The sequence below is a fragment of the Anoxybacillus andreesenii genome (assembly GCF_030813005.1).
In the GTDB taxonomy this organism is placed as follows: Bacteria; Bacillota; Bacilli; order Bacillales; family Cytobacillaceae; genus Robertmurraya; species Robertmurraya andreesenii.
The window spans coordinates 137,690-164,406 of the sequence record NZ_JAUSTU010000001.1; the positions used below are offsets into that span (position 1 = coordinate 137,690).

The following is a 26,717-nucleotide window of genomic DNA, read 5'->3' on the forward strand; positions in this document are numbered from 1 at the left end:
TACGATGATAAAGACAATTTCTTATGTATACGAAAATACAGATGACCTTCTTCATTTTATAGAAGAGAACGACCTATGTGAATATCCCAATATATTAATTCAAGTTTTTTCCGGAGTTTTGGATCGAAACGTTCTTCATTCTATTCAAAGCAGTATTAAGAATTCACTTCCATTGGCTCAAGTAATCGGGTGCTCTGCTTTTGGCGGGATCCATAATGGACAGATTACTAGTGATGAAATCGGGATCACTTTTACCATTTTTGAAAAAACTGAAATCAAATCAGGCCTGTTTCAACTTGAAGACTATGCTGATGGCCATGATTTGGGAAAAAATATTGTTTCGAGCTTATGTGACTTTGATACAAAAGCCCTAATTCTGTTTACAACGAATTATGGAATTGACGTTCAGGCGCTGCTTGATAGCATCTATGAAGAGAATCCAGAGATTGTCCTTGCAGGGGGAGTCGCCGGTGGAGATGACATCTTTAGGGATGGACTTGTATTCAATCAGGAGAAAATCTCTAATCAAGGAGTTATGGCTGTTGCCCTTACAAGCTCTCAATTAAGAGTGAGAGCATTTTCTAACTATAAGCATCAGGAGGTTGGGAAGACCTTTACGATTACAAAGGCTAAGGGAACGGCAATATACTCGATCGACCACAAGAAGCCTATTCAATTGCTAGAAGCATATCTTGGTCAAGACTTTATTAGCAATCTGCAACAGATGAGAGCAGAATTTCCATTTATTTATGAATCACAAGCAAAGCGTACATCCATTCGGATCAATAAACTCTTAGATAACGGGGCAATTGAGGTCAGTCACAACGTGGATGAGGGCGATAGCATTGTATTCGCCTATGCACAACTGCGAACCATTATAGATAATAGTTTAAGGGAAATGAAAAGGCTCTCCAAACTAAATATGGAGACCATCTTTGTCTATAATTGTGTGGTAAGAAAGAATTTGCTGCATGATTTTGCTGACAAAGAGGTCGAAATGCTAGAATCGGTTGCACCAACTAATGGCTTCTTTTTAAATGGGGAGATTTCATCTGGAGCAGGCAGACGGCCAGAAATTGTCGGTAATTCTTTATCTTATTTAGCCCTATCGGAAAATCAGCAGACACAGTCAAAAGGAAAACAAAATTTCCAATATAAGATTCCAGAGAAATTACAAACGATTATTGCGTTAACTCATTTGATGAAGGCTTCACAGGAAGATATTCATATTTTGAACAACAATATCCAAATTTCGGAACAATATTATCGTTCTTTGTTTGATAATAACACAGATATTGTTTATTCAACCGATCTCCAGGGGAATTTTACAAGCGTAAATCCCGCTTTTTTAAGAATGTTTGGGTATAAGAAAGAGGAGTTAATTGGGAAGTCCGCTTTAAAATATGTCAATCAAGATGACTTAGCGAGAGTTCGAATGCATTTTTTTCGGGCCATAAAAGGAAAAGAGCAGTATTATACCATTGAACTTTTATCAAAAACTGGAGAGAAGAATATATTTCAACTAAAAAATATTCCCATTACCGTGAATGGAGAATGTGTTGGAATTTATGGAATTGGTCGGAATATTACAGAACAAAAAATGATAGAAGATCGTATGATTCAGCTTGCCTATTTTGATCAAGATACGGGTCTACCCAATCGGATTAAATTTACGGAAATACTAGGGCAGCAACTGGCGAGGGCAAAGAAGAAAAAAAGAATACTTGCGGTCATGGTGATTGATATGGACCGCTTCAAAATTATCAACGATAGCTTAGGTCATGAGGCAGGAGACGAGATCCTGAGGGAAATAAGTGAGCGAATTCAACAGGCGCTTCCAACGGGCTCCTATTTAGGTCGGTTCAGTGGAGATAAATTCAATCTAGTTCTTTCCAAGAATGTGGATGTCGAAGAAGTTGTAAAGATTGCAAAATCAATTTTGCGCCAAGTGTCCACTCCAATTATTCATTCAGGACAGGAGTTTTATGTGACGGCTAGCATTGGCGTCAGCTTTTACCCAAATGATGGGAAGGACGAAATTTCGTTATTGAAAAATGCGGATATTGCGATGAATCGTTCAAAGTATCCAGGTGGAGATCGTATCACCCTGTATTCAAATGAGATGAATGAGGAAGCAATGAAGAGACTGGAGCTTGAAAGCTATTTGAGAAAGGCTTTGCAAAAGGAAGAATTCTTTATTTGCTACCAACCTCTCATTGATTTGAATACTGGCAAGGTGTTTGGAAGTGAAGCGTTAATTCGTTGGAATCATCCAAGGCTGGGGCTTGTTTCACCTGGAGATTTTATTCCTTTAGCCGAGGAAACGGGATTGATTGAGGAAATCGGGAGCTGGGTGCTGCGAACGGCTTGTAAGCAAAACAAGAAATGGCAACAAATGGGCTTGAAGGATTTAAGTGTTTCCGTGAATGTCTCCGCCAATCAGTTTGGACAAGCCAAATTTGTGAAGGAAGTGAAAAGGGCTTTAAAGGAATCGGGAATGGCTCCTGAATTCCTGACGCTCGAATTAACGGAAAGCACCATGCTCCGAAATATTGACCATAGCATCGAGGTTATGAGAGCTCTACAAAAATTAGGAGTGCGAGTTTCTATCGATGATTTTGGTACCGGTTATTCTTCCTTAAGTTATCTTAAGGATTTACCAATTAACACGTTAAAAATTGACCGGACCTTTATCAATAATTTGCATCTTGACACGACGGATATTGCCATTGTAAAAGCAATTATCACCATGGGACATGGTCTATCCATGAAGGTCGTAGCGGAAGGGGTCGAGACAGAGGCGCAAATTGAGCTTTTGAAGGAGTTAAAATGTCACTATGCTCAGGGCTTCTACCTCCATCGTCCTCTTACAACGGATGATTTTGAGAAAGCCATGTTTACCGAAAAATATGCCTAACAACAAAAAGTCTGCCATGATTGGCAGGCTTTTTATGTGGGAATGATTAATGGACACTGGTATGCCGGAATGAGTCTTGCACTTTAACGGAGGACTCCACGGTGAAGCCTATCGTTTTATAGGAAAATCCATTATTGACCAACTGCATCTAGCTCTGATACGGTATTCTTATCAAATTATCGATAGGGTGAATGTTACTTGCTTCCATTTTATGTTCGGACTATCCTGTTTATTTCCATCTGGGTCCTTGTTTTTCTTTCACAGGTGACACAAAGTGGTGCTCTATTAATATTTTTCTGTGCCTTTTCTTTAGCCATTTATTTTTTTATTCCTATTTTTAAGAGGAAGCTAATTCCTATTGTTTTCTTGGAAGCAATCACTCTGCTTTATTGTTTCCTTTTCGAAGAGCATTTGACTGCCATGTTTCTTTTGCTCATTTTATTATATTGTTTCGATTCTACCTTTTATCTGAAACCATTCAGCTACCGAATCAAGCTTATTCCAATATCTTTTATTCTTCTCATGTATCTCTTTTTTGTTCAAAATTTGCCATACATAGATGCCTTTAATTATGCTATTCTCATCCTTCTGCTCTTGCTCGTTCTCTTGGTTTGCAATGCTTTATATTATCGTTCCTCTGAACAGAAGAATCTCTATGAAGAGCTATTGGATGAGTATCGTAAGATTAAAAGAAGTGTGTTAAGGAATGAGAAGGCTACAAGAATAGAGGAGCGAGCCCGTATCGCTAGAGAAATGCATGATTCAGTAGGACATAAATTAACAGCACTTAGTATGCAAATTGAAATGCTACTCATGAAGGAAGAAAATGAAATGCTTCGGTCTATGAAGAACACGGTCAATGAAAGCCTAGAAGAAACGAGAAAAGCAGTGCGATCCTTAACGATGGAGGATTTTGAAGGAATTTCCTCCGTCATTCAATTGATCAGGAAGCTCGAATCTGAAAGCCAGCTGCGCATTCATTTTACGACCAAGCAGGGGACGTTAAGCCTGGGACTATCCAATCAAACAAATATTGTTCTCTACCGTGTTCTCCAGGAATCCTTAACAAATGCGATGAAGTATGGAAGCTCACGTGAAGTTTATGTCACACTAGGGGTTTCTTCTATTGGACAGCTAACCTTTGAAATTAAGAATAAATTTGATAGCACAAGGCCTGTTCATGAAGGATTCGGTTTACGAAATATGAGAAAAAGAGTGGAGGAAATTGGAGGCAGTCTTTCAATCTACCAACTAGAAGGATTTTTTATATTGGAAGGGGTTATTCCCGTCGAGGAGGAAAAGAGTTGATTCATGTCTTAATTGTGGAGGATCAAGGTATTGTTAGACAAGGTCTAAAAATGATTGTCGAACAGAATTCAGAAATAAAGGTAGTGGGTGAGGCGGAAAATGGACTAGATGCTATTAAGTTCCTGGAATCACATATGGTCGATGTCGTGCTGATGGATATTCGCATGCCGATCATGAATGGAATTGAAGCGTCTCATAAAATGAAGGAACGGTGGCCCCAAATCAAAATTCTCATTCTTACTACCTTTAATGATGAGGAATACGCCCTTCAAGCATTAAGAGAAGGGGTAAATGGGTTTCTCTTAAAAACATCTGATGGGCCAAAGCTGATTAATGCGATTAAGAGCTGCCTTGACGGTGGAATGTCACTGCATGAACAAGTAGCGGCTAAGGTCATGCCGAGATTGCTGGAAAAATCAATGGAAGAAAAGGTAGAGCTAGATTTAACGCCAAGAGAGTTAGAGATTTTGAGAAGGGTTGGCCGTGGCCATACAAACAAGGAAATTGCGAGTGAGCTATATTTATCGATTGGTACGGTAAAAAATCATATCACACAAATCCTACATAAGCTTGATTTAAGGGATCGAACGCAATTGGCTATTTTTGCGGTGAAAAATGATTTAATTTAATACGAGAGAACGGTTATGTCTTTGGGCATAGCCTTTTTCAATATGGGTGGAAAAAATCCCCCTTCTGATAATTCCATGACGGAGGTCATGGGTGACATCGCTATTTTGTGACTACGGATAGGTCAAAAATATTGGCTTCACTCCTATAATGAGGGCAAGGAGGGAATAAGAATGTTAGAAGTGTTCGAGCTGACAAAGCGTTTTAAGAATAAAGAAGCGGTAAAGGGAATTAATTTTTACATGGAAAAAGGAGAGATAGTTGGTTTGCTTGGACCCAATGGTGCTGGAAAATCGACGACGATTTCCATGATTTCTTCGTTGGTTCTGCCAACAACTGGTGATGTTCGTTTAAGAAATGAAAGTGTCTTAAAGAAACCTGAAAAAATCAGAAAGGTACTCGGTGTCGTTCCACAGGATATTGCCTTGTATATGGACTTAACTGCGAGAGAAAATTTAGAGTTCTTTGGAAGGATACACAAAATTAAGAAAAACGATTTGAAAAAAAGGATTGAGGAAGTACTAGAGATTATTGGTCTTAAGGACAGGGAAAAGGATCTCGTCAAGACCTTCTCAGGTGGGATGAAGCGACGTTTGAATATTGGTGTTGCTTTATTGCATGAGCCGGAGCTAATCATCATGGATGAGCCTACGGTGGGCATTGACCCACAATCAAGAAACTATATTCTTGAAACGGTTAAAAGGCTTAATGAGGAAAAGCAAATTACCGTTTTGTACACGAGTCATTATATGGAGGAAGTAGAGTATCTTTGCGACCGTATTTACATTATGGATCATGGGGAAGTCATCGCTTCCGGTACAAAAGACGAAATAAAAAGTATTCTTTCCCAGGAGCAGACCCTTGTCATTCAAGTAGAGATTCTGAAGGGTGAGTTTCTGAAAGGGTTGGAAGCACTCCCGAATATTAAGAATATTTCGGTCAACGACCCAATTTTAAAAATCATCGTACCGAAGAAGGTAAATATTTTGAACGAAATATTTGTATTGGCTGGAGAAACGAATACAAATATTTCGTCTGTCCAAATTGAAACACCGACACTTGAGGATGTTTTCCTTCATTTGACGGGAAGACAGCTAAGGGATTAGGTGGTGGGAAAATGATTCTACACATGATAAAGAAAGAATTGTTATTGTACCTACGCCGCCCACGAGAGCTCGTCATCCTTTTGCTCATGCCATTTGTTCTCATTACCATTCTGGGTTTTGCATTGGAATCAATAAACGGTCAAGAAACTCCGAACCTTGATATTAAGCTAGCATTCATTCAAAAGGATGATATCGAGGCTGCTGAAACAAATGTGATTGCCAGAATCGAAGGACTCCCAATGTCGGAGGAAGAAAAGCAAGCAGCCATTGCAGGAATAAAAAGTGCAAATCCAGTTCGTATTTTGAAGGAGGATGTACTTGATAGCCCTGAATTAAGGAAGATGATCGATGTTAATTATGTTGATAGCTTAAGTGAAAAAGAAATGGATCGATATAGTGGAATCGTAGAAATTCCAGCTCAATTTACCGAACAATATTTCCAGCATGTTTTTTTCGGAGGAAATGAGCCACCAGAAATGAAGCTGAAAATCAATGAAACCAATTCGATACAGGGCTCGATTACAAAGGATATCTTTACTAGCTTTCAAGAGGAGGTTACCTTTTGGACAACTGCTCAGTCTTTAGGTATCAATGCGGATCAGCTGCGTAATAAAATGACATCCAATATCGGTTTAACACAGCCTGTTTCTGAGAAAAAGACCATTAGCGCAGTAGGCTATTATGCAATCGGAATGAGCGTTATGTTCATGTTTTTTGTGGCGGGGAATGTTGCGACACTAGCCTTTGAAGAAAAAAGCAATCATATTTTTGACAGGATCTTATTAGCCAACATGCCGATCCCAGTCTTTTTCTCTGGAATATTTGTTTCTAGCTTTGTTGTTTCTTTTTGTCAGATTAATATTCTTTATGGATTATCAGCACTTATTCATGACGTGACTTGGCCAAACCTGATTCACTATTTGACTTTGTCGGTTATGCTCAGTGCAATGGTTGGGGCTTTTGCTATTCTTGTTTCGGCAATTAGCTACCGCCTCAATTCAAATGCAGCTGTACAGGTATTCTCCAGTGTTGTGATTCCGATGATTGCTTTTATCGGGGGGAGCTTTGTCCCGGTAGCCCAGCTCGGAGGTGTTTTTGAGGAAATTTCTAAATATACCCCAGCTGGAGCAGGAGTATCGGCATACTACAAGATTATGCAGGGCTATTCATTAGCAGATGTATCTACCCAATTAATCGTGATATTGGTTATTACCGTTATTCTAATTATGATTACATTCGTTATACAACCGAAGAGAGGTGAGAACTTTTGATAGGAATCCTATGGGGGAAAATTCGGTTATTGTTTAGAAAACCAGGTTCGTTTATTGTAACGACTATTATTTGTATGGTGTTTGCCTTTTTCTTGGGTAAGTCTACATATTCTGAGGTGAAGGTTCCGGTCTATAGTTCACTTCCAGATGCTGAGGTGGAGGATTTTGTGAACGAGCTCAACAAAAGCGAATCCTTCAAGTATGTGATAGAGACGGAAGAGACCGTGAAAAACAAGGTGGCTGATGGCACTGTTGAGGCTGGAATTGAGCTCAAAGCGGAATCCTATACCTTATATCAAGTAGGCAAAACAGGAAATTATCATCTCATTAACGAGCAATTGAATAGCTTTTATTCGGAAAAAATTAGAGATAATGCAGTTCGGGAACAGGTCGGGGACAGTAGTGACGTGATGGAGACCTTGAAGAAGGCGAAGGCTAATCCCCTTTTTGAATTATCAGTATCGTCCTTTTCCGATCAAAATAAGTGGGTGCATGATCCAAGTTTGCAATCCCTATTTGGATTCGCCTTATTCTTCTCAATTTATACGGTTGCTTTCAGTGTGGTTGAGATTCTAAGGGAAAAGCAGGAGGGCATTTGGGATCGATTGATTCTGTCACCTATCTCCAAATTTGGAATGTATGCGGGGAATTTGCTCTATTCCCTAATCTTGGGTTATGTCCAAATTGCGTTAATTTTCCTCGTATTTAAATATGGAGCGGGTGTTGATTTCCATGGTGGCTTTGGAAAGACCTTGATTCTAATTATCCCGTATCTGTTTACGATTATCGCGATGTCTATTTTTATTGCGGGGCTTGTCAAAACCATTGGTCAATTTAATGCCCTTATCCCATTAATCAGTGTGAGTTTTGCGATGCTTGGGGGAGCTTATTGGCCGATTGAGATTGTCACATCGGATATATTATTGACTATTTCAAAAGGTATTCCAATTACCTATGGGATGGAAATTTTAAAGGGAGTGACGGTTTCGGGCCTATCTTATAGCGATGTATTGTTGCCGATCTCGATTTTGCTTTTAATGGGAGTTGCCTTGATGGGGGTTGGTATACGCCTGATGGAGAGCAGACATGTATAGAACAAAGGGTTGAGAAAAGCGCCTCTTCTTAGGGCGCTTTCTTCATGTGGTTAATTTCTCAATAATCGTTCTTTTGCCGTTATTGATTGTAAATTCAAAACGATCCGTTTTCTTCTCATAGTACCAGAAGTGATGCTGAATATTGCAGATATCCTCCTGATTGTCAAAGATGAAGAAATTGACCCCTTCCTTTCTTTCTTCCGTGTTTAAAAAGGTGAGATGGTTATAGCAATAGATGCAGTCAAAAATGGAAAATTTCAAGGAATTTAGATGGGTGATGAACTGATAGAATGCATCATCCGAAATTTCCTCTAAAAGTCGCTCCAAAGAATAGATAAGGGTTTTGCGAATTCGAATGGTATCGTTATTTTTCAGATGAATGCGTTCGTGATCAGTACTCACCTGCCCATCTTCACATAAGACTCCCTTCCGCCACCGACCATGTCGGTACACCTCGAGCTCCTGGTGAAGATACTCTTCTAGCAAGGAGGCTTCTTCTGTTTCCGCCTCGAAAAAGACCCATTGCTCATTAATATATTCAACCGATCCCTCAAAAAAGGCTCTGTTTTGGTATTCAATTAGTTTTGCACGCTGCTGTCTTCTCATCATTACCCTCCATAACTGAACACAAGTTGTAGAAATACTTCTTCTATGGATTTTAACAATATCGATGCCTTCACAATTCTTTGTAGACATTTCTATATGAATTTAAACTCAAAAGGATAAATTAGGACAATTAACCATTTTTTATTGCCGAGCATAATGTAGCAATATGAATATTCGGGGATTCCCTGTTTTAAGGGGAATGTTGCTAATAAAAGAATATTCGCTTTGTCGTTATTCGGACACTATTGAGTCAAATGTGTGCGAGGTTATTGATGTATATTCTTTTTTCTTTTGAAAATGTGAGCAAAGGGTGAATGGCGACAAGTTCGAGAGAGAAGTAGGCCGAGTTGTCGTCATAGCGGCTGAATGACGACAGTTTCGTGTAAGAGGAGGGTAAAGTTGTCGTCATAGGGGGTGAATGCCGACAGAATCGAGAGAGAAGTGATCCAAGTTGTCGTCATAGCAGCTAAATGACGACAGTTTCATGAGAGAAAAAATCAAAACTGTCGCCATAGCAAGTGAATGCCCACAGATTCGTATCAGAAGAGAGAAATCTGTGCTCATAACAGTTAAACAAAGACAGCTTCATGTATAAGTACATAGAGCCTGTTGATTAATCTGTATAGTAGGCGGATCTACCATGTCCTTTAAGTTCAAAATTTTTCGCTAATATTCTTTGGATGGTTCTTATACCGATGATTCCGTTACACCAGTCATTAATCACCGTAGAAGTGATTTTTTTATCTGGAAAAAGCAATTTTAACTCACGGAACGACCTAAGAATCACAGCCTGATTGCTCTCTTTGTAATGACAATGGGGGCAGACGAATTTGCTTTGCTCTGCCGTACGCACTTCTATTAAACTTTGACATTTTATACAGACGCTTCCTTTAGCAAGTTCATTGTATTCATAAGAAGGAAGCAAACTGTTTGGATAGGAAGGATGGTGCGCTGAAATTAATATCTCCGCTAATTTTTTCTGTTTATGACCGTTATTTACAATGACGGATTGTAGTTTCTTGAAAAAAGTTTCGATTTGGGTTGGCAAAACAATACAAGGATCTAGAGGGGCGTTATACAGGGTGAAGTGAGGATGAATAAAGATTAAAAATGGTTTAATTTTCATAGTGAACCCATGTTCTTGGAGGAAACGTCTTAGTAAGGTTTCACAGCGCTGCAATTGATGGAGCGGATTCTTAATCTCAAGTCCAGTAGTGGTTTGCCAGACATCATCTTTTATCACATAATCCCCCTCATAATTCTTAACGTCAAACAGGTAAAGTTCATTCTGTGTAACTCCTATACTATCCAATTGAAAAAAAGAATTTCTATGTTCTAGCAAAAGGTCATTTATAAACGTCCATTCCTCTAAAAAAGTATTCGACCAATCATCGAATTTCTTTTCACCTATAAATCCTTTTTCTAGACTTAAGTAGTGCTGATAGGCTTTTTCCGAGAGGTCTGTTCGGGAGGATAAGATTCTGAAGATTAGGAGTTCAGGGGATTCAATACGAGGCTTAATAATCAATATACTCAACCTTTCTATTCGAAATTAAAGTGGGACTAACTCTAATAAACAAACTATGAACTAAGTATATCATGTTATACCCAAGTTAATAGTTTTCATCATAAAGATTGACGACGTCATGTCGAAAAGGATAATCTTATAGGCGAATACTATTGTTTGGGGGAACATGGATGAAAAAAGGTTTGTGCTTATTGAGCCTATTGCTTCTTTTTTTTAGCTCTTCGAATGTGGTGGGGGCAGAAGAAGAAAGAAGCTGGCAGGATGAAACGATTTACTACATTACGATTGACCGATTTAATAACAGCGATTTTACGAATGATTTTGAGGTCGATGCCAAGGATCCGAATAAATTTCATGGCGGTGATTTTCAAGGCATCATCGATCGCCTCGATTACATAAAAGAAATGGGATTTTCCGTGATTGCCCTCTCACCGATTTTTGAGGTTGATGGCTATAAAAATTCCAAAATTAAGGATTATTTCAAGACAGCAGCAAATTTCGGTTCGATGAAGAAGCTGCAGGAATTAGTCGATCTAGCCCATCAAAAAAAGATGAAGGTGATCCTTGATTTTCCGATTATGGAAGGGATGGATCAAAATACACTCATCGATGTGGCGAAATGGTGGATCGATGAAGCAAAAGTCGATGGATACATATTAGACTTAGGTCAGGGAGTTTCTCCAAAGCTTCTGCAGAGTCTTTCAAGGGAAGCGAAGGGGGTCAAAGAGGACTTCATCGTGCTGGCGGATTTCCAGACAGGAGAGCAGGTAGAAGGAATTGACGGTTTTTTTGACTATTCCTTTAATGAAAATTTACGGGCGGCATTTTCTAAGTCTAACCAATCACTCCAGGCGGTGGCTACAAATGTAGAAAATATTGAGCCTGTACACTTTCTTGATAATCAGCATACACAGCGATTTACGAGAGATATCATCAATCTCAATGAACATCCAGGCCCACGTTGGAAGTTAGCCTTGACCTATCTATATACGACACCAGGAATCCCATTTGTCTTTTATGGCAGTGAGATCGCCTTAGATGGTGGGGAAGAGCCTGATAATCAGCGGCAGATGGATTTCAGAACGGATAAGGATTTAATTGACTATCTCACAAATATTGCCGCAGTACGTGAGAAGCTACCAGCGCTTAGAAGGGGGAGCTTCGAACTTCTTTATGAAAATCAAGGTATGGTCGTGTACAAGCGAGAATACAAAGGAGAAACGGCTGTTGTAGCGATCAATAACACAACGAAATCTCAAGCAGTTACCCTAACCTCAGAGCTTGAAGATGGCAAAGAACTACGTGGACTTTTAAATGGAGACCTGGTCAAGAGTGAGGATGGTGCATACAAACTGATCGTCGATCGTGATGAGGCAGAGATCTATGTTCTTGCCGAAAAATCAGGCCTTAATATCCCACTGATTTCGACATCCGCTGCTGTGGTGATTCTATTTTTAGGCTTCTTGTTTTTAGTGAAGAAAAGATCGAGAAATGCGTAGAAAAAGAGACAGGTCTGAATTTCAGACCTGTCTTATGATGTTTTTGGAGCAATTTTGTAATACTTGGTCGATAAATTTCTTGCAGCGTGGAAAATCCTCTATTTGCGGGGAGAGTTCAATTTTTAACGTGCCAGCAAGGGATGTTGTTGGCATGAGTCTTTCGCTTAACTCATCAACGGCTCCACAAAACTTTGGATAGAAGCTGTCTCCTGTTCCAAAGATTCCCGTTACGAGCTTCTTCCGCTCTACCCGAACTAATTCCCGTAAGAGAGGTAGCATTTCTATGGGAATTTCTCCGTTACCCCACGTATATGTTCCGATTACCAAGTGATCCAGTTGAGAGAGCTGCTCCATTTGAAAATCCTCTACTCGAAAAACATCAGCTTGATGCCCTTCCAAGGCAAACTGTTGGGTTAAAAGCTGTGCTGCTTCTTCTGTGTTTCCACTAATGGAGCAATAAACGATCGCCGTCTTCATAGCTCATCAAACCCATTGGATTTGGATACCTTTGTATATGTTCGTGATTTCTGTTCAAAGAAGTCTGATTTTGTCTCATTCATCATTTCATCGCTGAATACGTGAATCCACGGCATTGGATTCTCACGCCCTTTATAACGATTTGGCAGTCCTAATTGGCGGAAGCGCTTGTTCGCTAAGTATTCGACATAGCCTTCGAATTCCTCCAGATCAATCCCCTCGATATCCTTTAAGATATAGCGAGCCCATTCCTTTTCAAGCTGAACTGCTTTGTCGATAGATGAGTAGACATATTCGCTATTTTCATCCGTGTTGAGCTCAGGGTTTTCCGTTAGCAATATACGGATAAATTGGGCGATGAAATAGGCATGCTGCATCTCATCGCGTTGAATATAGCTAATCATTGTGCTTGTCTTCATCATTTTCTGCTGTCTGGCCAAATGATAGAAAAAGGCAAAGCCCGCATAAAAGTATATTCCCTCCAAATTGATAGAATGGACTCCAAGCTCGAACAAATGCTGTGGTGTTGGTGTTTGGCGGAACTTCTCATACGCCTCGAGAATGATCTCATTTCTTTTTCTTACGATCGGGTCATCCTTTGCTTGATTAAATCTTTCTATTTGCTCACTCAATGGGATAAGAGAGCTCAAAATATAGGAATAGGACTCGTTATGAACAGCCTCCTGCTGAGAAATGACAGCAAAGATCGCTTTGAAGCTAGGGTCTGTAACATAATCCATCACGCTTGTCATTGTAGGGGTTTGGAGGCTATCAAGTGATGCGAGCTGCGTGTTCACCCTTAAGAAAATATCCTTTTCCACTTCGGTTAAGGAATCCCATTGTTTAATGTCATCCTGCATATTGATCTCCTGCGCCTTCCAGAAGTTTCCGAGCAGGGTATGATAGATTCGATACATTTGCGGATAGGCGATATCATTCCAATTAAGAATTCCTGACGCCTGTCCGTTAATGATGCCTGTTGACTTATTGGGATATTCGGGGTTTAACAGTTTGATTTTTTTTAAGAGTGTATTCACTATTTTGTTCTCCTTCCTTAGCTCTGACAAGCCTCACATTCTTCAATTTCTGTTTGGGAAGTGCTGCGCACATAATAGGTCGATTTCAGCTTATTTCGCCAAGCCTCGAGATGAAGCTCTAACAGTTCCTTCGCTTTAATATCATGTTTGACATAGAGGTTAAAGCTGACCCCTTGGTCAATATGGCGCTGTCTAGCGGCATTCTGTTTAATGCTCCAGCTTTGGTTCAACTGGTGTCGCACCTTCTGATAAAAAAAGTACGTATGATGATTGAGATCAGGTGCTGTGACCTTAAATTTGAAATTCTTCTTTTCCTCTGCGTATTCGAGTGCATAAATAGGATCGATTCCATCGGTAGAGCCGCCTATTTTTGCGGTCGAAGAATTAGGAGCGACGGCTAACATCCAGCCATTGCGGACGCCAGCTTGGCGAATCTCTGCTTGAAGGCTTGTCCATTTTTCAGAGGTATAGCCTTTTCTTTGAAAATATTCTCCGGTATGCCATTCCGAGCCTTCGAACTTCGGGTATGCCCCTTTTTCTTTTGCTAACAGCATTGAAGCTCTAATCGTGTAATAAGCAATCTCTTCATAAAGCTCATCAGCGTACCGAACAGCCTCATCTGATTCCCAAAGAATATTTTTGAGGGCTAGGAGATGATGCCACCCGAAAGTGCCTAGACCAACAGCACGGTAATTCTCATTTGTTTTCCGAGCTTGTCCGACCGTGAGCTGATTGATATCGATGACGTTATCGAGCATTCTCATTTGAATCCTTATGAGGCGCTCAAGAACATTCGCACGTACAGCATTTGGAAGATGGATGGAAGAAAGATTGCAGACAACAAAATCTCCAGGCTTTCGCACGATGACGATATTTCCGTTCTCATCGATATACTCCTGTTGGATCGTGGTCGGCGACATATTCTGCATAATTTCCGTACATAGATTGCTAGAATAGATTGACGTTCTTCCGAGGCCCCTTACATGCTTATTCGGGTTTTGACGGTTCACCTCATCCCGATAGAACATATAGGGTGTTCCTGTTTCGAGTTGAGCGACCATGATGCGGATCATGATATCCATTGCCCGATATGTCTTTCTTGGGAGAAGCGGATTTCGAACGGCTTCTTCGTATTTTTCGGTGAAAAATTTCTTATCCTTCTCATCATAGAAGTCCTCTAATCCGAGCGGATTTCCCTGCTCATCCTTCCAGCCCATTATTTGCTTTACTTGATGAGGGCAGAAGGTATGCCATTCTCCAATACTTCTTCCAGTTTCGTCAACCTCCTCAATTTTTTTCATAAATAAATCGGGGATGCTGACACCGGTAAAAATATCATGGGCTTTTCTCCGTTCGTCTCCATTATTTGTCTTTAAATCAAGAAAGCCATTCATGATGTCCTTGTGGAATACATCCAAATAAACGGCTACTGCTCCTTGTCGCTGGCCTAGCTGATCCACACTCACCGCCGTATCATTAATCAGGCGTATCCACGGAACAATTCCTGAGGAATTCCCTTTGAAACTTTTAATATCAGAGCCTAGTGCTCTCACTTTTCCAAAATAAAGACCGATGCCACCGCCATCCTTGCTTAATCTAGCCGTATCCCAATTGGATAAATAGATTCCATCCAGCGAGTCATCAACCGTATCAATGAAACAGGAGGAAAGCTGCCCATAGCTTTTTCCCGCATTGGCAAGGGTTGGAGTAGCGACGGTCATATAGTGATGGCTGAGCGCCCAGTACGCTTCTTTCACATAGGACAAACGGTTTTCCTTTGCTTCATTTTTCATTAAAGTCATGGCAATGATCATGAATCGTTCCTGTGGGAGCTCGTACACATGATGATTATAGTCATGTGCTAAATATCGGTCCGCAAGCAAGAACAAACCCATATAGGTAAAAAGCTGATCCTTATCAGGATCGATGATTTTCGCTAATTCATGAATTTCGTTCTTGCTGTAGGATTGCAGAAGTTCCTTTGTATAAATGCCTATGTCTGTTAGTTTTTGAATCAGATCGTAGAAATCACCGTATTTTTGAACTGGGTCAAACCCGCGAACTTGTCCAGCCTTTTCATAGAGTTCAAGAAGAAGCATATGAGCAGCTAAGTACGTCCAGTTAGGCTCATTCATTTCAATTCGATTTAAGGCATAATGGAGAATATCTTCTCTCTTTTTGGTCAAAATCTCGCTCACATCCAGCTTGTATTTTTGAGCGGTGAGCTTGACCATATCCATTAGATTTTCATTTTTTACTGCGAATTCTGTCCCCATCAAACTTTCTCCTTTTCCCCACTTATACAGTTCTTCATAGGGAAGGCAAATTAAAAACCCATCTCAAGTTTCGAGATGGGTAAAAAACGTTGATATTCAGACAGAAAGGAATTCCCTTTTAGCTAAAATACCTGCGCTCTTTACCTTCCCAGCTCCCGAAGAAGATATGACGTATAAAAAAGGCAGGTCTCCTGACTTGTGTTTCATCCTACTCTAAGCCCTTCCCATCAGAAAGATAGTGGTTATGCTTATTTCGTCACACTTACAGTTGCGGGTACAGTTCTGGATTCGCACCAGATTCCCTATTAAGTCGTAATGACACCTAATTTATCGGTATAACACTGTATATAGTATTGTTATTTGTAATTACATACTAGATATGTACTTTGATTATTATAAGCGAACCTATTGGAAAAGACAACCACTTAACGATAATTCACAAACTGCACATCGATGGAAAGGTCAGCACCCTTCACAGCAGCAATGACGCTCTGTAAGTCATCACGGCTTTTTGCCGTCACACGAATTTGATCATCCTGAACCTGACTCTTCACCTTTAAGCCGCTATTTTTAATCAGTGTATTGATTTTCTTCGCATTGTCCTTGTCGATCCCTTGAACAAGCTTGGCTCGCTGACGAACAGTACCGCCAGAAGCACCTTCAATTTTTCCATAATCAAGATTTTTAATCGGAACGCCTCGTTTAATCAGCTTGCCAAGGAGGACATCCTTCAGCTGTCCGAGCTTATATTCATCATCGGAAACGAGCACAAGCTCCTCTTTATCGAGTGTAACATTGCTCTTGCTTCCTTTAAAATCATAGCGAGTGGAGATTTCCTTCATCGTAATATTAATCGCATTCGTCACTTCTGAAAAATCTACCTTTGACACAATATCAAAAGAACTTTCTTTCGCCATCATGAACCCTCCTTTAAAAATTTCCCATTCTGGCTACAATTATAGTAAAATTAAGCAGTTCAAACAACTTTAGGGATAAAAAAGCGAAGGCTTTATAAAAGAATAGGAGTGTTTTTTTATGGCTTTACAAGAACATATTGGACAAGTCATCACATTGACAGTGGCTCGGATTGCAGAATTTGGCTATTTTCTCACGGATGGGGAGGAGGATGTACTCCTTCATGAAAATGATACCGATCTTACGTTAGGGGAAGAGGAAGAGGTTGACGTATTTCTTTATACGGACTCCCACGGACGGATCGCAGCAACGACGACGATTCCTGACATACGGATCGGGGAATACGGCTGGGCAAAGGTGAGTGATACAAAGCCAGGGCTCGGAGTTTTCCTCGATATTGGCATCAACAAAGATATGCTCCTTGGCGAGGAGGATCTTCCAACGAAACGGTCTGTTTGGCCCGTAGTGGGAGACCTTTTATACATTACGTTAAGGGTCAATCGAAATAACCGCATTTATGTGAAGCTCGCTACGGATCCGATCATTGATGAAAAAAGAATCCAGGCGACAAGACAGGATTTTAATAAGAATATTCAAGGCTATATTTACCGCACGGCGAAAGTAGGGAGCTGGATTTATACGGCAGAGGGCTTCAAAGGCTTCATTCATGAATCACAACGCCGTGAGGAGCCTCGTCTCGGTGAGAAGGTAGAAGGACGCATCATTGATGTGAAGGAGGATGGGACGATCAATGTTTCTCTCGCTCCACGAAAACAGGAGGCGTTAGGTGAGGATGCGGAGAAAGTATATGCATATCTGATGTCACGAAACGGTGCCATGCCTTACTGGGATAAGAGCATGCCAGAAGATATTGAAGAGCGCTTTGGTATGAGCAAGGGTGCATTCAAACGAGCGCTTGGAAAGCTAATGAAGGATGGCCTTGTTTATCAGGAAGCGGGCTGGACGTACGTGAAGAATGAGGGCTGATAATTTCGGTTTCGCTGATATTTTCAAATGAACGCAGATATAGTCAAAAAAGAGCTGCTCTCACGATTGAGAACAGCTCTTTTCCTACTGGATAAGTAAGTATAAATTTCGACTTTGAGAATTGTCTAGCTCCAGCGCCTATTGCCTATCAAACTTCAGGTCTCCTCCCTACGATAAGTCATCATCGAATCGCTATCGCTCTTCGTGATTCCTTTATCTCAGTCGAAGCCCCTCCAGTTTGTACGGCGATGAGCAAGGCGCTTGCGCTTTTCTTATAAATGATCGGTCTTTTTTGAGTATTGATGCTTACCGGCCTTACGATTTTTTTCTTTTAACAGGTTTTTCTCATGGTTCAACGCATTATGGTCCTGTGCTTTCTTGTCATTATCTGAAGTATGTGGCATAACAAATACTCCTTTCTAAAAGGGTTTCGCTTTATTGTCTGTCATTTTAAAAAGGAGTATGTAAAGGATTCAATATAAATAAGATTATTCCACTTTTAAAAAATGCCTACTTCGTTGGAAGCTCATTTAGGAAAAAGAATGAAATCGTTCCAGGACCTGTATGGGAGCCGATCGCTGCGCCAATATCAGAAATGATGATGTTCTCCACATTCAGTTCATTCTTAATCGTTTCTTTCATTTCTTGTGCTAGTTCAAAGCAGTCCGCATGGCTAATCCCCACAGTTTGCTGCGGTAAGTCCTGTCCACGCTCTTTCATCATTTCGATAATCCGGCGCAAAAGCTTCTTCTGTCCTCGGTGCTTTTCAATTGGGACAAGCTTTCCGTCATCCATATTCAAGAGGGGTTTAATGTTCAGGAGCCCTCCCATGAAAGCAGATGCCTTTGACAGCCGCCCACCCTTCGCCAAATGGTTCAGATCATCCACCGTGAACAAATGCTCCATATGCTCACAGCGGAACTGGATATCCTTAAGTATCTCTTCCTTGGATGCTCCGCCCTTCGCTAATTTCGCCGCTTCCATGACGACTAGGCCACAGCCTAAAGAAGCGCATTTACTATCAATAACGGTTAAGTCAAAATCGGGGTATTCTTCCTTTACCTGCTCCCGGATCATGACAGCTGTTTGATACGTACCAGAGAGCTCTGAAGAAAAGGCAACATAAATTCCTGTTTCATTGCTCCTTGCCATTTCTCGAAAAACCTCTTCAAATCTTGATGGAGATGCCTGGGATGTTTTTGGCATCTGACCAGAGCGGATTGCTTCATAAACTGTTGATGGTTCAATCGTTAATAGGTCATCATACTCCTTCTCCCCAAGGTGAACCTTCAATGGAAAAAGCGTGACGCCATTCTCCCCAAAAAAACTTAATGGCAAATCACTTGCGCTATCGGCTAGGATTTTTACAGACATAGACCATTCACCTGCTTTCTATTTATTTCCTTTAAGTTTATAGAATTTAAGCGTAAAACTCAATTAATAGTATCTAGGAGTTCTAATCAAGTCATAATAAGGCAAAGGAGGTGATGAACATTCTACTGCAAGTAAAAAAAATGGTTGTCGTCATCATCGGGGCTCTCTTAAATGCGCTGGCGATGAATCTATTTTTAATCCCAGCAAATGTCTACTCTAGCGGATTCACGGGTACGGCACAGCTATTATCCAGTATATTTGGCGGGAATGTTTCTACCGGCATCCTTCTTTTTCTCTTAAATGTTCCAGTGACGCTCCTTGGCTGGTTTAAAGTAGGAAGGACCTTTACCGTTTATAGCTTCATTAGTGTAGCGTTAATGTCGTTATTTTTAAGCATTATTCCAATTTATGCACTATCAGAGGATATTCTCTTAAATGCTGTTTTTGGCGGTGTTATTTCCGCGATCGGTGTGGGAATTACATTAAAATGGGGAGCCTCAACAGGTGGAATGGATATCATCGCCATGGTATTGTCACGGATAAATGGTCGCCCTATTGGCACTTATTACTTTATTTTGAATGGAGTCATTATTATCACGGCTGGTTTCTTATTCGGTTGGGAGAAGGCCCTTTACACCCTTGTGACCCTATATGCATCGACTAGAGTTATTGACACGATACATACGAGTCATGTGAAACTGACAGCTATGATTGTGACCAAAAAAGGAGAAGAATTAAAAAAAGCGATCCATTCCAAGCTCCTAAGAGGAATTACAACGATACCTGCCAAAGGGGCGTTTACAAACGAGGCAAAGGAAATGATGATGATCGTCATTACACGCTATGAATTATTCGATTTGGAACGGATCATTAAAGAGGTGGATCCCCAGGCCTTCACAAATATTGTGAAAACGGAATGGATCTTTGGATTGTTTCGCAAGGAATAGAAAAATGAAGAGAAGCCGACACAACCAGTGTCGGCCTCTCTTGCGTTAAGGCTTACGTTAATTCATCAAGCTCATTTTGCAGTTGACTTAATTGTCTTCGCTCGGCCATTGTTGAATTAGCGAATGCGGACGAAAGAGCATTTTTAGCTTTTTCGATGGCATCATATTGCCCGCTTCCAGTGGCATTCTTAGCTAACTCGACAAAATTTTTGGCTTCAATAAAGAGTCGATTTCCCATTTAGATTCCTCCAAGCGAGGAGTCTTTGACATTTCTCATCTTCTCTGCTTCTGCTTCTGCATAGGTGGTATGATATGGAATGCGTTCAGCATGCTTTGTTACAGAGTCAACACCACGTTGGACAAAGCGTCTTGATCCTTTACCCATTGCCATCCCTCCAGCCTTGAGCTTGTGAAGCAAATCTTGCTTCAATCATTAGTATGTTCTAACTAGATTTCATTACTATGGGTACATAATGGATAAGGATGAATTAAATGTACTTATGTGATCCAATAGCCAGCTTTAGGACCACAGTTTATAAAAAAGCAATCCACACTTTAATTAAAGTGCCTTTAAATTGAGGAGCTCATTTAAGTAAATGGCAACCCCATCCTCTTCATTCGTTTGAGTTATGTCATTTGCCAGAGTTTTTAGTTCATCGATGGCATTTCCCATAGCAATGCCATGACCGGCGTACTCAATCATTTCCAGATCATTGTCCTCATCTCCAAAAGCAATAATTCTTTCCTTTGGGATATTAACGTAATCGGCTACTTTTTGAATGCCAACCGCTTTATTAAGCCCATGTCTGATGATTTCAATCACATGCCAAGGAGCTGCCCAGCTCCGATGATCAATGAGTTCGGCATGCACTTCAGACAAATGGGAGCGTATCGTTTTCAAATGCTGTTCCTCTGTATGGATGAGCATGCTCGTTGGAGAATCAGTAAGGAATTTTCGCAAATCCCCAGTTGTAATATGTGGATTCCCCATAGAGAAAACATCGAGCAGCTTTTGATCGTGGTAGTGGAAATAAACATCGTCCATTACCTCGGCGATAATATTATGAAATTGATAGCTCTGGCAAGCCTCTACCACATCTTTAGCCACACTAATATCCAGCGGTGCATGATGGAGTCCCCAGCTTTTTTGACGAGGGTGGTGGACAAAGGCACCATTGAAATTCACAATCGGTGTATTTAATCCTAGCTCGTTGTAATATACCTCACTTGAACGAAAGGGTCTTCCAGTCGCAATCATCACGACATGCCCATTCTCTTGAGCTTTCTTTAGCACTTTTTTTGTGGTTGGCGAGATTTTTTTATCATCAGTTAACAAAGTACCATCTAAATCAAGAGCAATTAAATGTTTTTCTCCCATAATTTCTCCTTTCGACCTCTGAAAATAGGTACAATCATAAGCAGTTTTAGCGTAAAGCTTTAGGAATTTGTCTGTCTACATGATAAACTAAATATCATAAAAAGTTTACAAAACAATCATATTTGGATTAATTATTATCATAGTACCAATTATGTTGATTGTAAAAGATTCTGTTTTTGGGCTTTGGAGGGAATACGATGATTAATATTGAAAAATCGCATGTTGGGGAAATTCCATTTTTACATATAGTAAGAAATGACTTAAATGAAGAGCAACTCCCCTTTGTTATTTTTGTCCATGGTTTTGAAAGTGCGATGGAAAATAATCTTCACTATGCCTATCTCTTGGCGGGTAAAGGCTTCAGAGTTGTACTGCCTGAGGCCATTAACCATGGGGAAAGGAATCCTGGTCTTAGTACACAAGAGATGAATATTCGTTTTTGGGAGACAGTGACAACAACGATTGACGAGCTTTCAATCATCAAGGAGCATTTCAAAAATAGGATTGACCCTAATCGAATCGGTCTTGCTGGGACATCCATGGGCGGAATTGTTACGCTCGGAGCCTTAACTCAATATCCTTGGATTAAAGCGGCTGTAAGTTTGATGGGCATGCCCTATTATGAACAGTTTTCCCAAGTTCAATTGGAACAATTAGAAAAAAACGGTGTCATGATTCCACTTTCAGATAAGGAAAAAGAAAAGGTTTTCGAGCATTTGCGCCATTATGATTTAAGCTTGCAGCCAGAAAAATTAGCTGGGCGACCGCTTCTTTTTTGGCATGGAATGAAGGATCCTGTCGTTCCCTTTGCCTTTTCCCACAAGTTTTATGAAAGCATTCAGCCTTTATATGAAAAGGAACCTGAAAAAATCAAATTTATCGCAGATGAGAAAGCCGATCACAAAGTGAGCAGGGAGGGCGTATTGCAGCTAGTCGATTGGTTTGAGAAGTATCTAGGATAGGTATGATGCAAGTCACTATCCTTAAAATGAATTAGTCATACAATGATGGTATTATTTGAAATCAATACAATGATTATCTAATATAGATGATATAGATGGATAAGGAGTGAATAGAATGGATCAAGAATTAAAAGACAGCATTATGGGCGCACTGGAGCTTGTAGTCGATCCAGAGCTAGGAATAGATATCGTGAACCTGGGTTTAGTATATGATCTAGAAATGGATGAAGAAGGAAAGGTCACTGTAGAGATGACGCTAACTTCAATGGGATGTCCTTTGGCTGGCACTATCGTTGAACAGGTCAAAGCTGCATTAGCTGAGATTCCAGAGGTAAAGAGCACAGATGTGAACATTGTTTGGAATCCGCCATGGAGTAAGGATAGAATGTCACGTTATGCAAAAATTGCACTCGGGATCCGCTAAGGAGGAAAGTTATGAACAATAAAGTGATCCTCGTTAGCTCAAACCAACTCGGAAAGGGCCCTGAAGAGCTAGGAGAAGGGATTTTAGAAACCTTTTTCACCCTTCTTAAGCAAAGGGAAGACCTTCCGGCAGCAATATTTTTTATGAATAGCGGAGTACTTACGCTTACAAAGGATTCGTTAGCTTCCGTTCATTTAATGGAGCTTGAGGAGAAGGGCGTTGAGGTGTTAGCCTGCAAAACCTGTGTCGATTTCTTCGATGTGGAAAACAAATTGACCGCAGGAAAAATCAGCAGCATGGCCCAATTTATCGATTTAGCAGCAAAATATGAAGTCATCACATTATGTTAAGCTTTAAAAGCGGGGGAAACCCTGCTTTTTTTGTGGGTTTTTCACGATTCCGTGAAAATTCTTTCCGATTTTGTGAGATATTTCACTTTGTCCTGGCAAAAGAACCTCTATAATACGGATATTGAAACTTATACATTCATGAGAATACGGACCTACAAATAAAAGTATCCTTTGTGAAATATCCTTGGGAGGCGAAGTTAATGGTATTTAGCAGAGATTTTAATAAAGACCCTTTTATCGTAATTTGGGAGCTTACAAGGGCCTGCCAACTAAAATGCTTACACTGTCGTGCTGAGGCACAATATAAACGTGACCCCAGAGAATTGACCTTTGAAGAGGGTAAAAAGCTAATTGATCAAATTTATGAAATGAATAATCCAATGCTGGTGTTTACAGGTGGAGACCCACTTATGCGACCTGATGTGTTTGATATTGCCGAATATGCAGTGAAGAAGGGTGTCAGAGTATCAATGACCCCAAGTGCAACTCCAAATGTGACAAAGGAAGCAATTGAGAAGGCAAAGGAAGTCGGACTATCCCGCTGGGCATTCAGCTTAGATGGACATAATGCGGAAATTCACGATCATTTTCGTGGAACAGCTGGTTCCTTTGATTTGACGATGGAAAGAATTAAATATTTGCATGAGCTTGAGATTCCAATCCAAATTAATACGGTTATTTCTCGCTATAATGTGGATTATTTAGAGGAAATGGCCAAGCTTGTGGAAGATTTGGAATGCGTGTTATGGAGTGTCTTTTTCCTTGTTCCGACGGGCCGTGGACAGGAAAGCGATATGATCTCACCGGTTGAGCATGAAAAAGTATTCCGCTGGCTTCATGATTTAAGCAAGCGCGTGAAATTTGATATTAAGACAACTGCTGCCCAGCATTATCGCCGTGTATTTATCCAACAGAAGATGAGAGAAGCGAAGGGGCAGGTTGATGAGATTCGCTATTTAGATGCGCTTACAGAGCAAGGATTAACAGGCTCCATTGATGGTCTGGGGAGAGCTCCTAAAGGAGTCAACGATGGCAATGGCTTTGTCTTTATCTCACATATCGGCGACGTCTATCCAAGTGGATTACTTCCAATAAAGGCGGGCAATGTTCGTGAACAGCCTTTGGCAGAAATTTACCGGGAATCACCCATCTTCAAGGATTTACGTAATCCAGACAAGTACAAGGGAAAATGCGGTGTTTGTGAGTTTAGATATGTTTGTGGAGGTTCACGCTCTCGTGCCTATGCAATGACCGGAGATTATTTAGAAAGTGAACCATTCTGTGTTTACATCCCAAAAGCATTAAGACAAAAAGAACAAAAAAAAAAAAAAGGCCTAAATAAATGGAGTGCTTCTATTGGAGCACTCCATTATATGTTCTATTAAGCGCCTTAACGATTTGCGCTCGCAAATCTTTCGAAACAAACAAGACCCGTTCACGAACGAGAAGTCAACACGGTACGTCACTATTCAATATTGCAATAGACGGCTGGACAGTTTTCACAACCGATTTCATCCTTTAAGTATTGTAAATCATGGATAATGATTCTGCCCCTTTGAGTGGAGATGATGCCTTCTCTTTTAAGCTCATTCAAAAGTCGGTTTGTGCTTTCACGAGACGTACCGCAAAAGTTAGCTAGCTCCTGATTCGTTAACGGCAAATCAATTAGAATGCCATCTTTCTTTTGAACCCCATAGCTATTTGACATCCGGATAAGGGTTGAAAGCAGGGCACCTTTCTTTCCGTTCAGTACAAGATCGCGGAATTTTGTTTGGGTTTTGCGAAAATGATCGCTCATCCATTTCATAAATTCAAAGGCTAAAGCGCTATTATGAAAAATTTCGTTTTCAATGGCATCCTTTTTTACTGCTGCAATTTCTGCATCTTCGAGAACGATCGCACTTAGCAAGTATTTAGGTGAGCTTGTAAAAAGGGTTAATTCTCCACAAATATCATTTTCCCCACAGATACGCAGAGATAACTCTCTTCCGTCCGCAGTTATCTTACTGATTTGAACCTTTCCAGAAAGGATGATATAAAGCTCATTTGCCTCCATCCCCTCCTGAAACAAAAAGGTATTTTTTTTAACTTTAAAATGTCTATCCGAAAGGGAAAGTAATTCCTTTATTTCAACTGATTGGGTTTCTTTTAATTGTCTAGGCATCTGAATCGCCCCTTTGTCATCAAAATGAATATAACTATGCCTAAGAATGCATGATTGAAGTAATGCTGTCAATAACTTTGGGTATCATTTAACAATATGTTCATGTTTTAAATAAGGAAAACGGACAAAAAATAATGGATTGAATATTCTGAATAATATATACTAAATCAATAGAACGTGTTAAAATAGTAATTAATAACAAGAACGTGACAAGTTCATGACAATTACTTCATTTTGTAACTGTTGTCATGGGATTTATGATGTAATAGCAATAGACTCTTTTTTCAAATATCCCTCCAAACCAACGGATAAGAGGGAAGGATAAATTTTCATTAAGTGAGATAGTTAACAGTAATCGATTTCTTGTGTTGCTAATATACTAATAAGAATACTCTATAATTGGAGTTGAAATAGATGGGAAAAATATTTGTTAAAGATAAATTAAATCGCCCACTTCGCGATTTGCGAATTTCTGTCATTGATCGATGTAATTTTCGCTGTCAATACTGTATGCCAGCTGAAATATATGGCCCTGATTTCGCTTTTTTACCCAAAAGTGAATTGTTATCCTATGAGGAAATTGAAAGGGTTGCGAAAATTTTTGTCGAGCTCGGTGTCGAAAAAATTCGGCTAACAGGAGGAGAGCCATTATTAAGGAAGGATCTCCCATACCTTGTGGAATTGCTTTCACAAATTGATCAATTAAAGGATATCGGTTTGACGACGAATGGTGTTTTGCTTCCGAAATATGCAAGAGACTTAAAGAAGGCAGGCCTTAAACGGGTCAATGTTAGTCTTGACAGCTTGAAGGATGAATTATTCGGCCAAATTAATGGGCGAAATGTAGGTGTTGGTCCTGTCCTTAAAGGGATTAAAGCTGCACAGGAGGCAGGTCTAGGAGTAAAAATCAATATGGTTGTTAAGAAGGGCTTAAACGATACAGAGATTATCCCGATGGCTGAATATTGTAAGGAAAATGGCTTACAGCTACGTTATATTGAATATATGGATGTTGGAAGCTCAAACGGCTGGAAAATGGATGATGTCGTCACGAAAAAAGAAATTTATACTCGATTAAGTGAACACTATGATTTAGAGCCTGTTGATCCCGATTATTTTGGTGAGGTTGCCAAGCGATATCGCTATAAAGGTACGAATATTGATGTCGGCTTTATCACTTCAGTGTCAGAATCCTTCTGTTCTAGTTGTACGCGTTCAAGGTTGTCAGCAGATGGAAAAATTTACACATGCCTGTTTAATGGAAATGGGCATGACATCCGAGATTTCATGCGAACAGGCGTGAGCGATCAACAAATTGCTGATCGGATTTGTGAAATTTGGGGCGGCAGAAAAGATCGCTATTCAGATGAAAGAACGGCTGAAACGGTTGCCAATCGTAAGAAAATTGAAATGTCCTATATTGGCGGGTAAGGCCTTTCTCCATCAATTAGAAGTGGAAAGAAATCTCTC

At 40.2% G+C, this 26,717-nt stretch carries 26 protein-coding genes and 1 riboswitch; of the genes, 14 read left to right on the forward strand and 12 right to left on the reverse strand.

Features of this window, described 5'->3' with window-relative positions:
• Positions 1–4 precede the first annotated feature (4 nt).
• From J2S07_RS00685 to J2S07_RS00710, 6 genes are all read left to right on the forward strand, one after another.
• Complete coding sequence (locus J2S07_RS00685) at positions 5–2,917, forward strand: bifunctional diguanylate cyclase/phosphodiesterase (protein ID WP_307148466.1); 2,913 nt, start codon at positions 5–7, stop codon at positions 2,915–2,917.
• A gap of 198 nt (positions 2,918–3,115) precedes the next feature.
• Positions 3,116–4,225, forward strand: coding sequence for a sensor histidine kinase (locus tag J2S07_RS00690; protein ID WP_307148467.1), 1,110 nt, complete (start codon positions 3,116–3,118; stop codon positions 4,223–4,225).
• The gene (locus tag J2S07_RS00695; RefSeq protein ID WP_307148468.1) at positions 4,222–4,854 is read left to right on the forward strand and encodes a response regulator transcription factor; all 633 of its coding nucleotides are present in this window, start codon (positions 4,222–4,224) and stop codon (positions 4,852–4,854) included. Before J2S07_RS00690 ends, J2S07_RS00695 begins: the two co-directional genes overlap by 4 nt.
• 171 nt (positions 4,855–5,025) lie before the next feature.
• Positions 5,026–5,958, forward strand: coding sequence for an ABC transporter ATP-binding protein (locus J2S07_RS00700; protein ID WP_307148469.1), 933 nt, complete (start codon positions 5,026–5,028; stop codon positions 5,956–5,958).
• Positions 5,959–5,969: 11 nt separating this feature from the next.
• A complete protein-coding gene (locus J2S07_RS00705) occupies positions 5,970–7,229 on the forward strand; it encodes an ABC transporter permease (protein ID WP_307148470.1) in 1,260 nt (419 codons plus the stop codon).
• 29 nt (positions 7,230–7,258) lie between these two features.
• Positions 7,259–8,323 (forward strand): ABC transporter permease, encoded by a 1,065-nt coding sequence (locus J2S07_RS00710; protein WP_307148471.1) that lies wholly within the window; start codon positions 7,259–7,261, stop codon positions 8,321–8,323.
• Positions 8,324–8,365: 42 nt separating this feature from the next.
• Here the strand turns inward: J2S07_RS00710 and J2S07_RS00715 are convergent, their stop codons facing one another.
• Together J2S07_RS00715 and J2S07_RS00720 are read right to left on the reverse strand one after the other, a co-directional pair.
• Positions 8,366–8,929, reverse strand: a complete 564-nt coding sequence (locus tag J2S07_RS00715; RefSeq protein WP_307148472.1) for a DUF2777 domain-containing protein — start codon at positions 8,927–8,929, stop codon at positions 8,366–8,368.
• A 613-nt stretch (positions 8,930–9,542) separates the two neighbouring features.
• Positions 9,543–10,457 (reverse strand): nuclease-related domain-containing protein, encoded by a 915-nt coding sequence (locus J2S07_RS00720; RefSeq protein ID WP_307148473.1) that lies wholly within the window; start codon positions 10,455–10,457, stop codon positions 9,543–9,545.
• Between the two features lie 170 nt (positions 10,458–10,627).
• Here J2S07_RS00720 and J2S07_RS00725 point away from each other — a divergent pair, with 170 nt between their 5' ends.
• Positions 10,628–11,956 (forward strand): alpha-amylase family glycosyl hydrolase, encoded by a 1,329-nt coding sequence (locus J2S07_RS00725; protein WP_307148474.1) that lies wholly within the window; start codon positions 10,628–10,630, stop codon positions 11,954–11,956.
• A gap of 21 nt (positions 11,957–11,977) precedes the next feature.
• Here the strand turns inward: J2S07_RS00725 and J2S07_RS00730 are convergent, their stop codons facing one another.
• The 4 genes from J2S07_RS00730 to J2S07_RS00745 form a co-directional block, all read right to left on the reverse strand.
• A complete protein-coding gene (locus tag J2S07_RS00730; RefSeq protein WP_307148475.1) occupies positions 11,978–12,433 on the reverse strand; it encodes a flavodoxin domain-containing protein in 456 nt (151 codons plus the stop codon).
• Positions 12,430–13,470, reverse strand: a complete 1,041-nt coding sequence (locus tag J2S07_RS00735; protein ID WP_307148476.1) for a ribonucleotide-diphosphate reductase subunit beta — start codon at positions 13,468–13,470, stop codon at positions 12,430–12,432. Before J2S07_RS00735 ends, J2S07_RS00730 begins: the two co-directional genes overlap by 4 nt.
• 17 nt (positions 13,471–13,487) lie before the next feature.
• Positions 13,488–15,704, reverse strand: coding sequence for a ribonucleoside-diphosphate reductase subunit alpha (locus tag J2S07_RS00740; RefSeq protein WP_370872768.1), 2,217 nt, complete (start codon positions 15,702–15,704; stop codon positions 13,488–13,490).
• Between the two features lie 206 nt (positions 15,705–15,910).
• A riboswitch (cobalamin riboswitch) is annotated at positions 15,911–16,087 on the reverse strand.
• Between the two features lie 84 nt (positions 16,088–16,171).
• Entirely contained in the window at positions 16,172–16,663 is a 492-nt protein-coding gene (locus J2S07_RS00745) for a YajQ family cyclic di-GMP-binding protein (RefSeq protein ID WP_307148478.1), read from the reverse strand.
• 118 nt (positions 16,664–16,781) lie between these two features.
• Between J2S07_RS00745 and J2S07_RS00750 the strand changes: the two genes are divergently transcribed.
• Entirely contained in the window at positions 16,782–17,648 is an 867-nt protein-coding gene (locus J2S07_RS00750) for a CvfB family protein (RefSeq protein WP_307148479.1), read from the forward strand.
• 272 nt (positions 17,649–17,920) lie between these two features.
• On the opposite strand, the gene J2S07_RS00755 is transcribed toward J2S07_RS00750, so the two are convergent.
• Both J2S07_RS00755 and fakB read right to left on the reverse strand, forming a co-directional pair.
• Positions 17,921–18,052 carry a DUF3941 domain-containing protein gene (locus tag J2S07_RS00755; protein ID WP_307148480.1) on the reverse strand — a complete coding sequence of 44 codons (132 nt, stop codon included), beginning with the start codon at positions 18,050–18,052 and terminating at the stop codon, positions 17,921–17,923.
• 106 nt (positions 18,053–18,158) lie between these two features.
• Positions 18,159–19,022 (reverse strand): fatty acid kinase binding subunit FakB, encoded by an 864-nt coding sequence (gene fakB / locus J2S07_RS00760; RefSeq protein ID WP_307148481.1) that lies wholly within the window; start codon positions 19,020–19,022, stop codon positions 18,159–18,161.
• Positions 19,023–19,135: 113 nt separating this feature from the next.
• Between fakB and J2S07_RS00765 the strand changes: the two genes are divergently transcribed.
• The gene (locus tag J2S07_RS00765; RefSeq protein WP_307148482.1) at positions 19,136–19,969 is read left to right on the forward strand and encodes a YitT family protein; all 834 of its coding nucleotides are present in this window, start codon (positions 19,136–19,138) and stop codon (positions 19,967–19,969) included.
• A 52-nt stretch (positions 19,970–20,021) separates the two neighbouring features.
• Here the strand turns inward: J2S07_RS00765 and J2S07_RS00770 are convergent, their stop codons facing one another.
• The 3 genes from J2S07_RS00770 to J2S07_RS00780 form a co-directional block, all read right to left on the reverse strand.
• Entirely contained in the window at positions 20,022–20,207 is a 186-nt protein-coding gene (locus J2S07_RS00770; protein WP_307148483.1) for a DUF3813 domain-containing protein, read from the reverse strand.
• Entirely contained in the window at positions 20,208–20,354 is a 147-nt protein-coding gene (locus J2S07_RS00775) for a hypothetical protein (protein ID WP_307148484.1), read from the reverse strand.
• Positions 20,355–20,528: 174 nt separating this feature from the next.
• On the reverse strand, positions 20,529–21,347 hold the full coding sequence (locus tag J2S07_RS00780; protein WP_307148485.1) for a Cof-type HAD-IIB family hydrolase: 819 nt from the start codon (positions 21,345–21,347) through the stop codon (positions 20,529–20,531).
• A gap of 197 nt (positions 21,348–21,544) precedes the next feature.
• Here J2S07_RS00780 and J2S07_RS00785 point away from each other — a divergent pair, with 197 nt between their 5' ends.
• The 4 genes from J2S07_RS00785 (at position 21,545) to J2S07_RS00800 (ending at position 24,468) form a co-directional block, all read left to right on the forward strand.
• Entirely contained in the window at positions 21,545–22,309 is a 765-nt protein-coding gene (locus J2S07_RS00785) for an alpha/beta fold hydrolase (RefSeq protein ID WP_307148486.1), read from the forward strand.
• Between the two features lie 115 nt (positions 22,310–22,424).
• Positions 22,425–22,733 (forward strand): metal-sulfur cluster assembly factor, encoded by a 309-nt coding sequence (locus J2S07_RS00790; protein WP_307148736.1) that lies wholly within the window; start codon positions 22,425–22,427, stop codon positions 22,731–22,733.
• Positions 22,734–22,744: 11 nt separating this feature from the next.
• Positions 22,745–23,083: a DsrE family protein gene (locus J2S07_RS00795; protein WP_307148487.1), complete on the forward strand. Its 339-nt coding sequence runs from the start codon at positions 22,745–22,747 to the stop codon at positions 23,081–23,083.
• Positions 23,084–23,283: 200 nt separating this feature from the next.
• The gene (locus J2S07_RS00800; RefSeq protein WP_307148488.1) at positions 23,284–24,468 is read left to right on the forward strand and encodes a TIGR04053 family radical SAM/SPASM domain-containing protein; all 1,185 of its coding nucleotides are present in this window, start codon (positions 23,284–23,286) and stop codon (positions 24,466–24,468) included.
• An 80-nt stretch (positions 24,469–24,548) separates the two neighbouring features.
• Here the strand turns inward: J2S07_RS00800 and J2S07_RS00805 are convergent, their stop codons facing one another.
• The gene (locus J2S07_RS00805; protein WP_307148489.1) at positions 24,549–25,247 is read right to left on the reverse strand and encodes a Crp/Fnr family transcriptional regulator; all 699 of its coding nucleotides are present in this window, start codon (positions 25,245–25,247) and stop codon (positions 24,549–24,551) included.
• A 414-nt stretch (positions 25,248–25,661) separates the two neighbouring features.
• On the opposite strand from J2S07_RS00805, the gene moaA reads away from it, so the two are divergent.
• Positions 25,662–26,678, forward strand: coding sequence for a GTP 3',8-cyclase MoaA (gene moaA / locus J2S07_RS00810; protein ID WP_307148490.1), 1,017 nt, complete (start codon positions 25,662–25,664; stop codon positions 26,676–26,678).
• Positions 26,679–26,717 lie beyond the last annotated feature (39 nt).

What these genes read in the sequence shown, in the direction of transcription:
- J2S07_RS00685 (WP_307148466.1), top strand. Translation starts at nt 5, where the DNA reads ATGATAAAGACAATTTCTTATGTATACGAAAATACAGATGACCTTCTT.
- J2S07_RS00700 (WP_307148469.1), top strand. Translation starts at nt 5,026, where the DNA reads ATGTTAGAAGTGTTCGAGCTGACAAAGCGTTTTAAGAATAAAGAAGCG.
- J2S07_RS00705 (WP_307148470.1), top strand. Translation starts at nt 5,970, where the DNA reads ATGATTCTACACATGATAAAGAAAGAATTGTTATTGTACCTACGCCGC.
- J2S07_RS00715 (WP_307148472.1), bottom strand. Translation starts at nt 8,929, where the DNA reads ATGAGAAGACAGCAGCGTGCAAAACTAATTGAATACCAAAACAGAGCC.
- J2S07_RS00725 (WP_307148474.1), top strand. Translation starts at nt 10,628, where the DNA reads ATGAAAAAAGGTTTGTGCTTATTGAGCCTATTGCTTCTTTTTTTTAGC.
- J2S07_RS00730 (WP_307148475.1), bottom strand. Translation starts at nt 12,433, where the DNA reads ATGAAGACGGCGATCGTTTATTGCTCCATTAGTGGAAACACAGAAGAA.
- J2S07_RS00740 (WP_370872768.1), bottom strand. Translation starts at nt 15,704, where the DNA reads ATGGTCAAGCTCACCGCTCAAAAATACAAGCTGGATGTGAGCGAGATT.
- J2S07_RS00745 (WP_307148478.1), bottom strand. Translation starts at nt 16,663, where the DNA reads ATGGCGAAAGAAAGTTCTTTTGATATTGTGTCAAAGGTAGATTTTTCA.
- J2S07_RS00750 (WP_307148479.1), top strand. Translation starts at nt 16,782, where the DNA reads ATGGCTTTACAAGAACATATTGGACAAGTCATCACATTGACAGTGGCT.
- J2S07_RS00755 (WP_307148480.1), bottom strand. Translation starts at nt 18,052, where the DNA reads ATGCCACATACTTCAGATAATGACAAGAAAGCACAGGACCATAATGCG.
- fakB (WP_307148481.1), bottom strand. Translation starts at nt 19,022, where the DNA reads ATGTCTGTAAAAATCCTAGCCGATAGCGCAAGTGATTTGCCATTAAGT.
- J2S07_RS00765 (WP_307148482.1), top strand. Translation starts at nt 19,136, where the DNA reads ATGAACATTCTACTGCAAGTAAAAAAAATGGTTGTCGTCATCATCGGG.
- J2S07_RS00770 (WP_307148483.1), bottom strand. Translation starts at nt 20,207, where the DNA reads ATGGGAAATCGACTCTTTATTGAAGCCAAAAATTTTGTCGAGTTAGCT.
- J2S07_RS00775 (WP_307148484.1), bottom strand. Translation starts at nt 20,354, where the DNA reads ATGGGTAAAGGATCAAGACGCTTTGTCCAACGTGGTGTTGACTCTGTA.
- J2S07_RS00780 (WP_307148485.1), bottom strand. Translation starts at nt 21,347, where the DNA reads ATGGGAGAAAAACATTTAATTGCTCTTGATTTAGATGGTACTTTGTTA.
- J2S07_RS00785 (WP_307148486.1), top strand. Translation starts at nt 21,545, where the DNA reads ATGATTAATATTGAAAAATCGCATGTTGGGGAAATTCCATTTTTACAT.
- J2S07_RS00790 (WP_307148736.1), top strand. Translation starts at nt 22,425, where the DNA reads ATGGATCAAGAATTAAAAGACAGCATTATGGGCGCACTGGAGCTTGTA.
- J2S07_RS00795 (WP_307148487.1), top strand. Translation starts at nt 22,745, where the DNA reads ATGAACAATAAAGTGATCCTCGTTAGCTCAAACCAACTCGGAAAGGGC.
- J2S07_RS00800 (WP_307148488.1), top strand. Translation starts at nt 23,284, where the DNA reads ATGGTATTTAGCAGAGATTTTAATAAAGACCCTTTTATCGTAATTTGG.
- J2S07_RS00805 (WP_307148489.1), bottom strand. Translation starts at nt 25,247, where the DNA reads ATGCCTAGACAATTAAAAGAAACCCAATCAGTTGAAATAAAGGAATTA.
- moaA (WP_307148490.1), top strand. Translation starts at nt 25,662, where the DNA reads ATGGGAAAAATATTTGTTAAAGATAAATTAAATCGCCCACTTCGCGAT.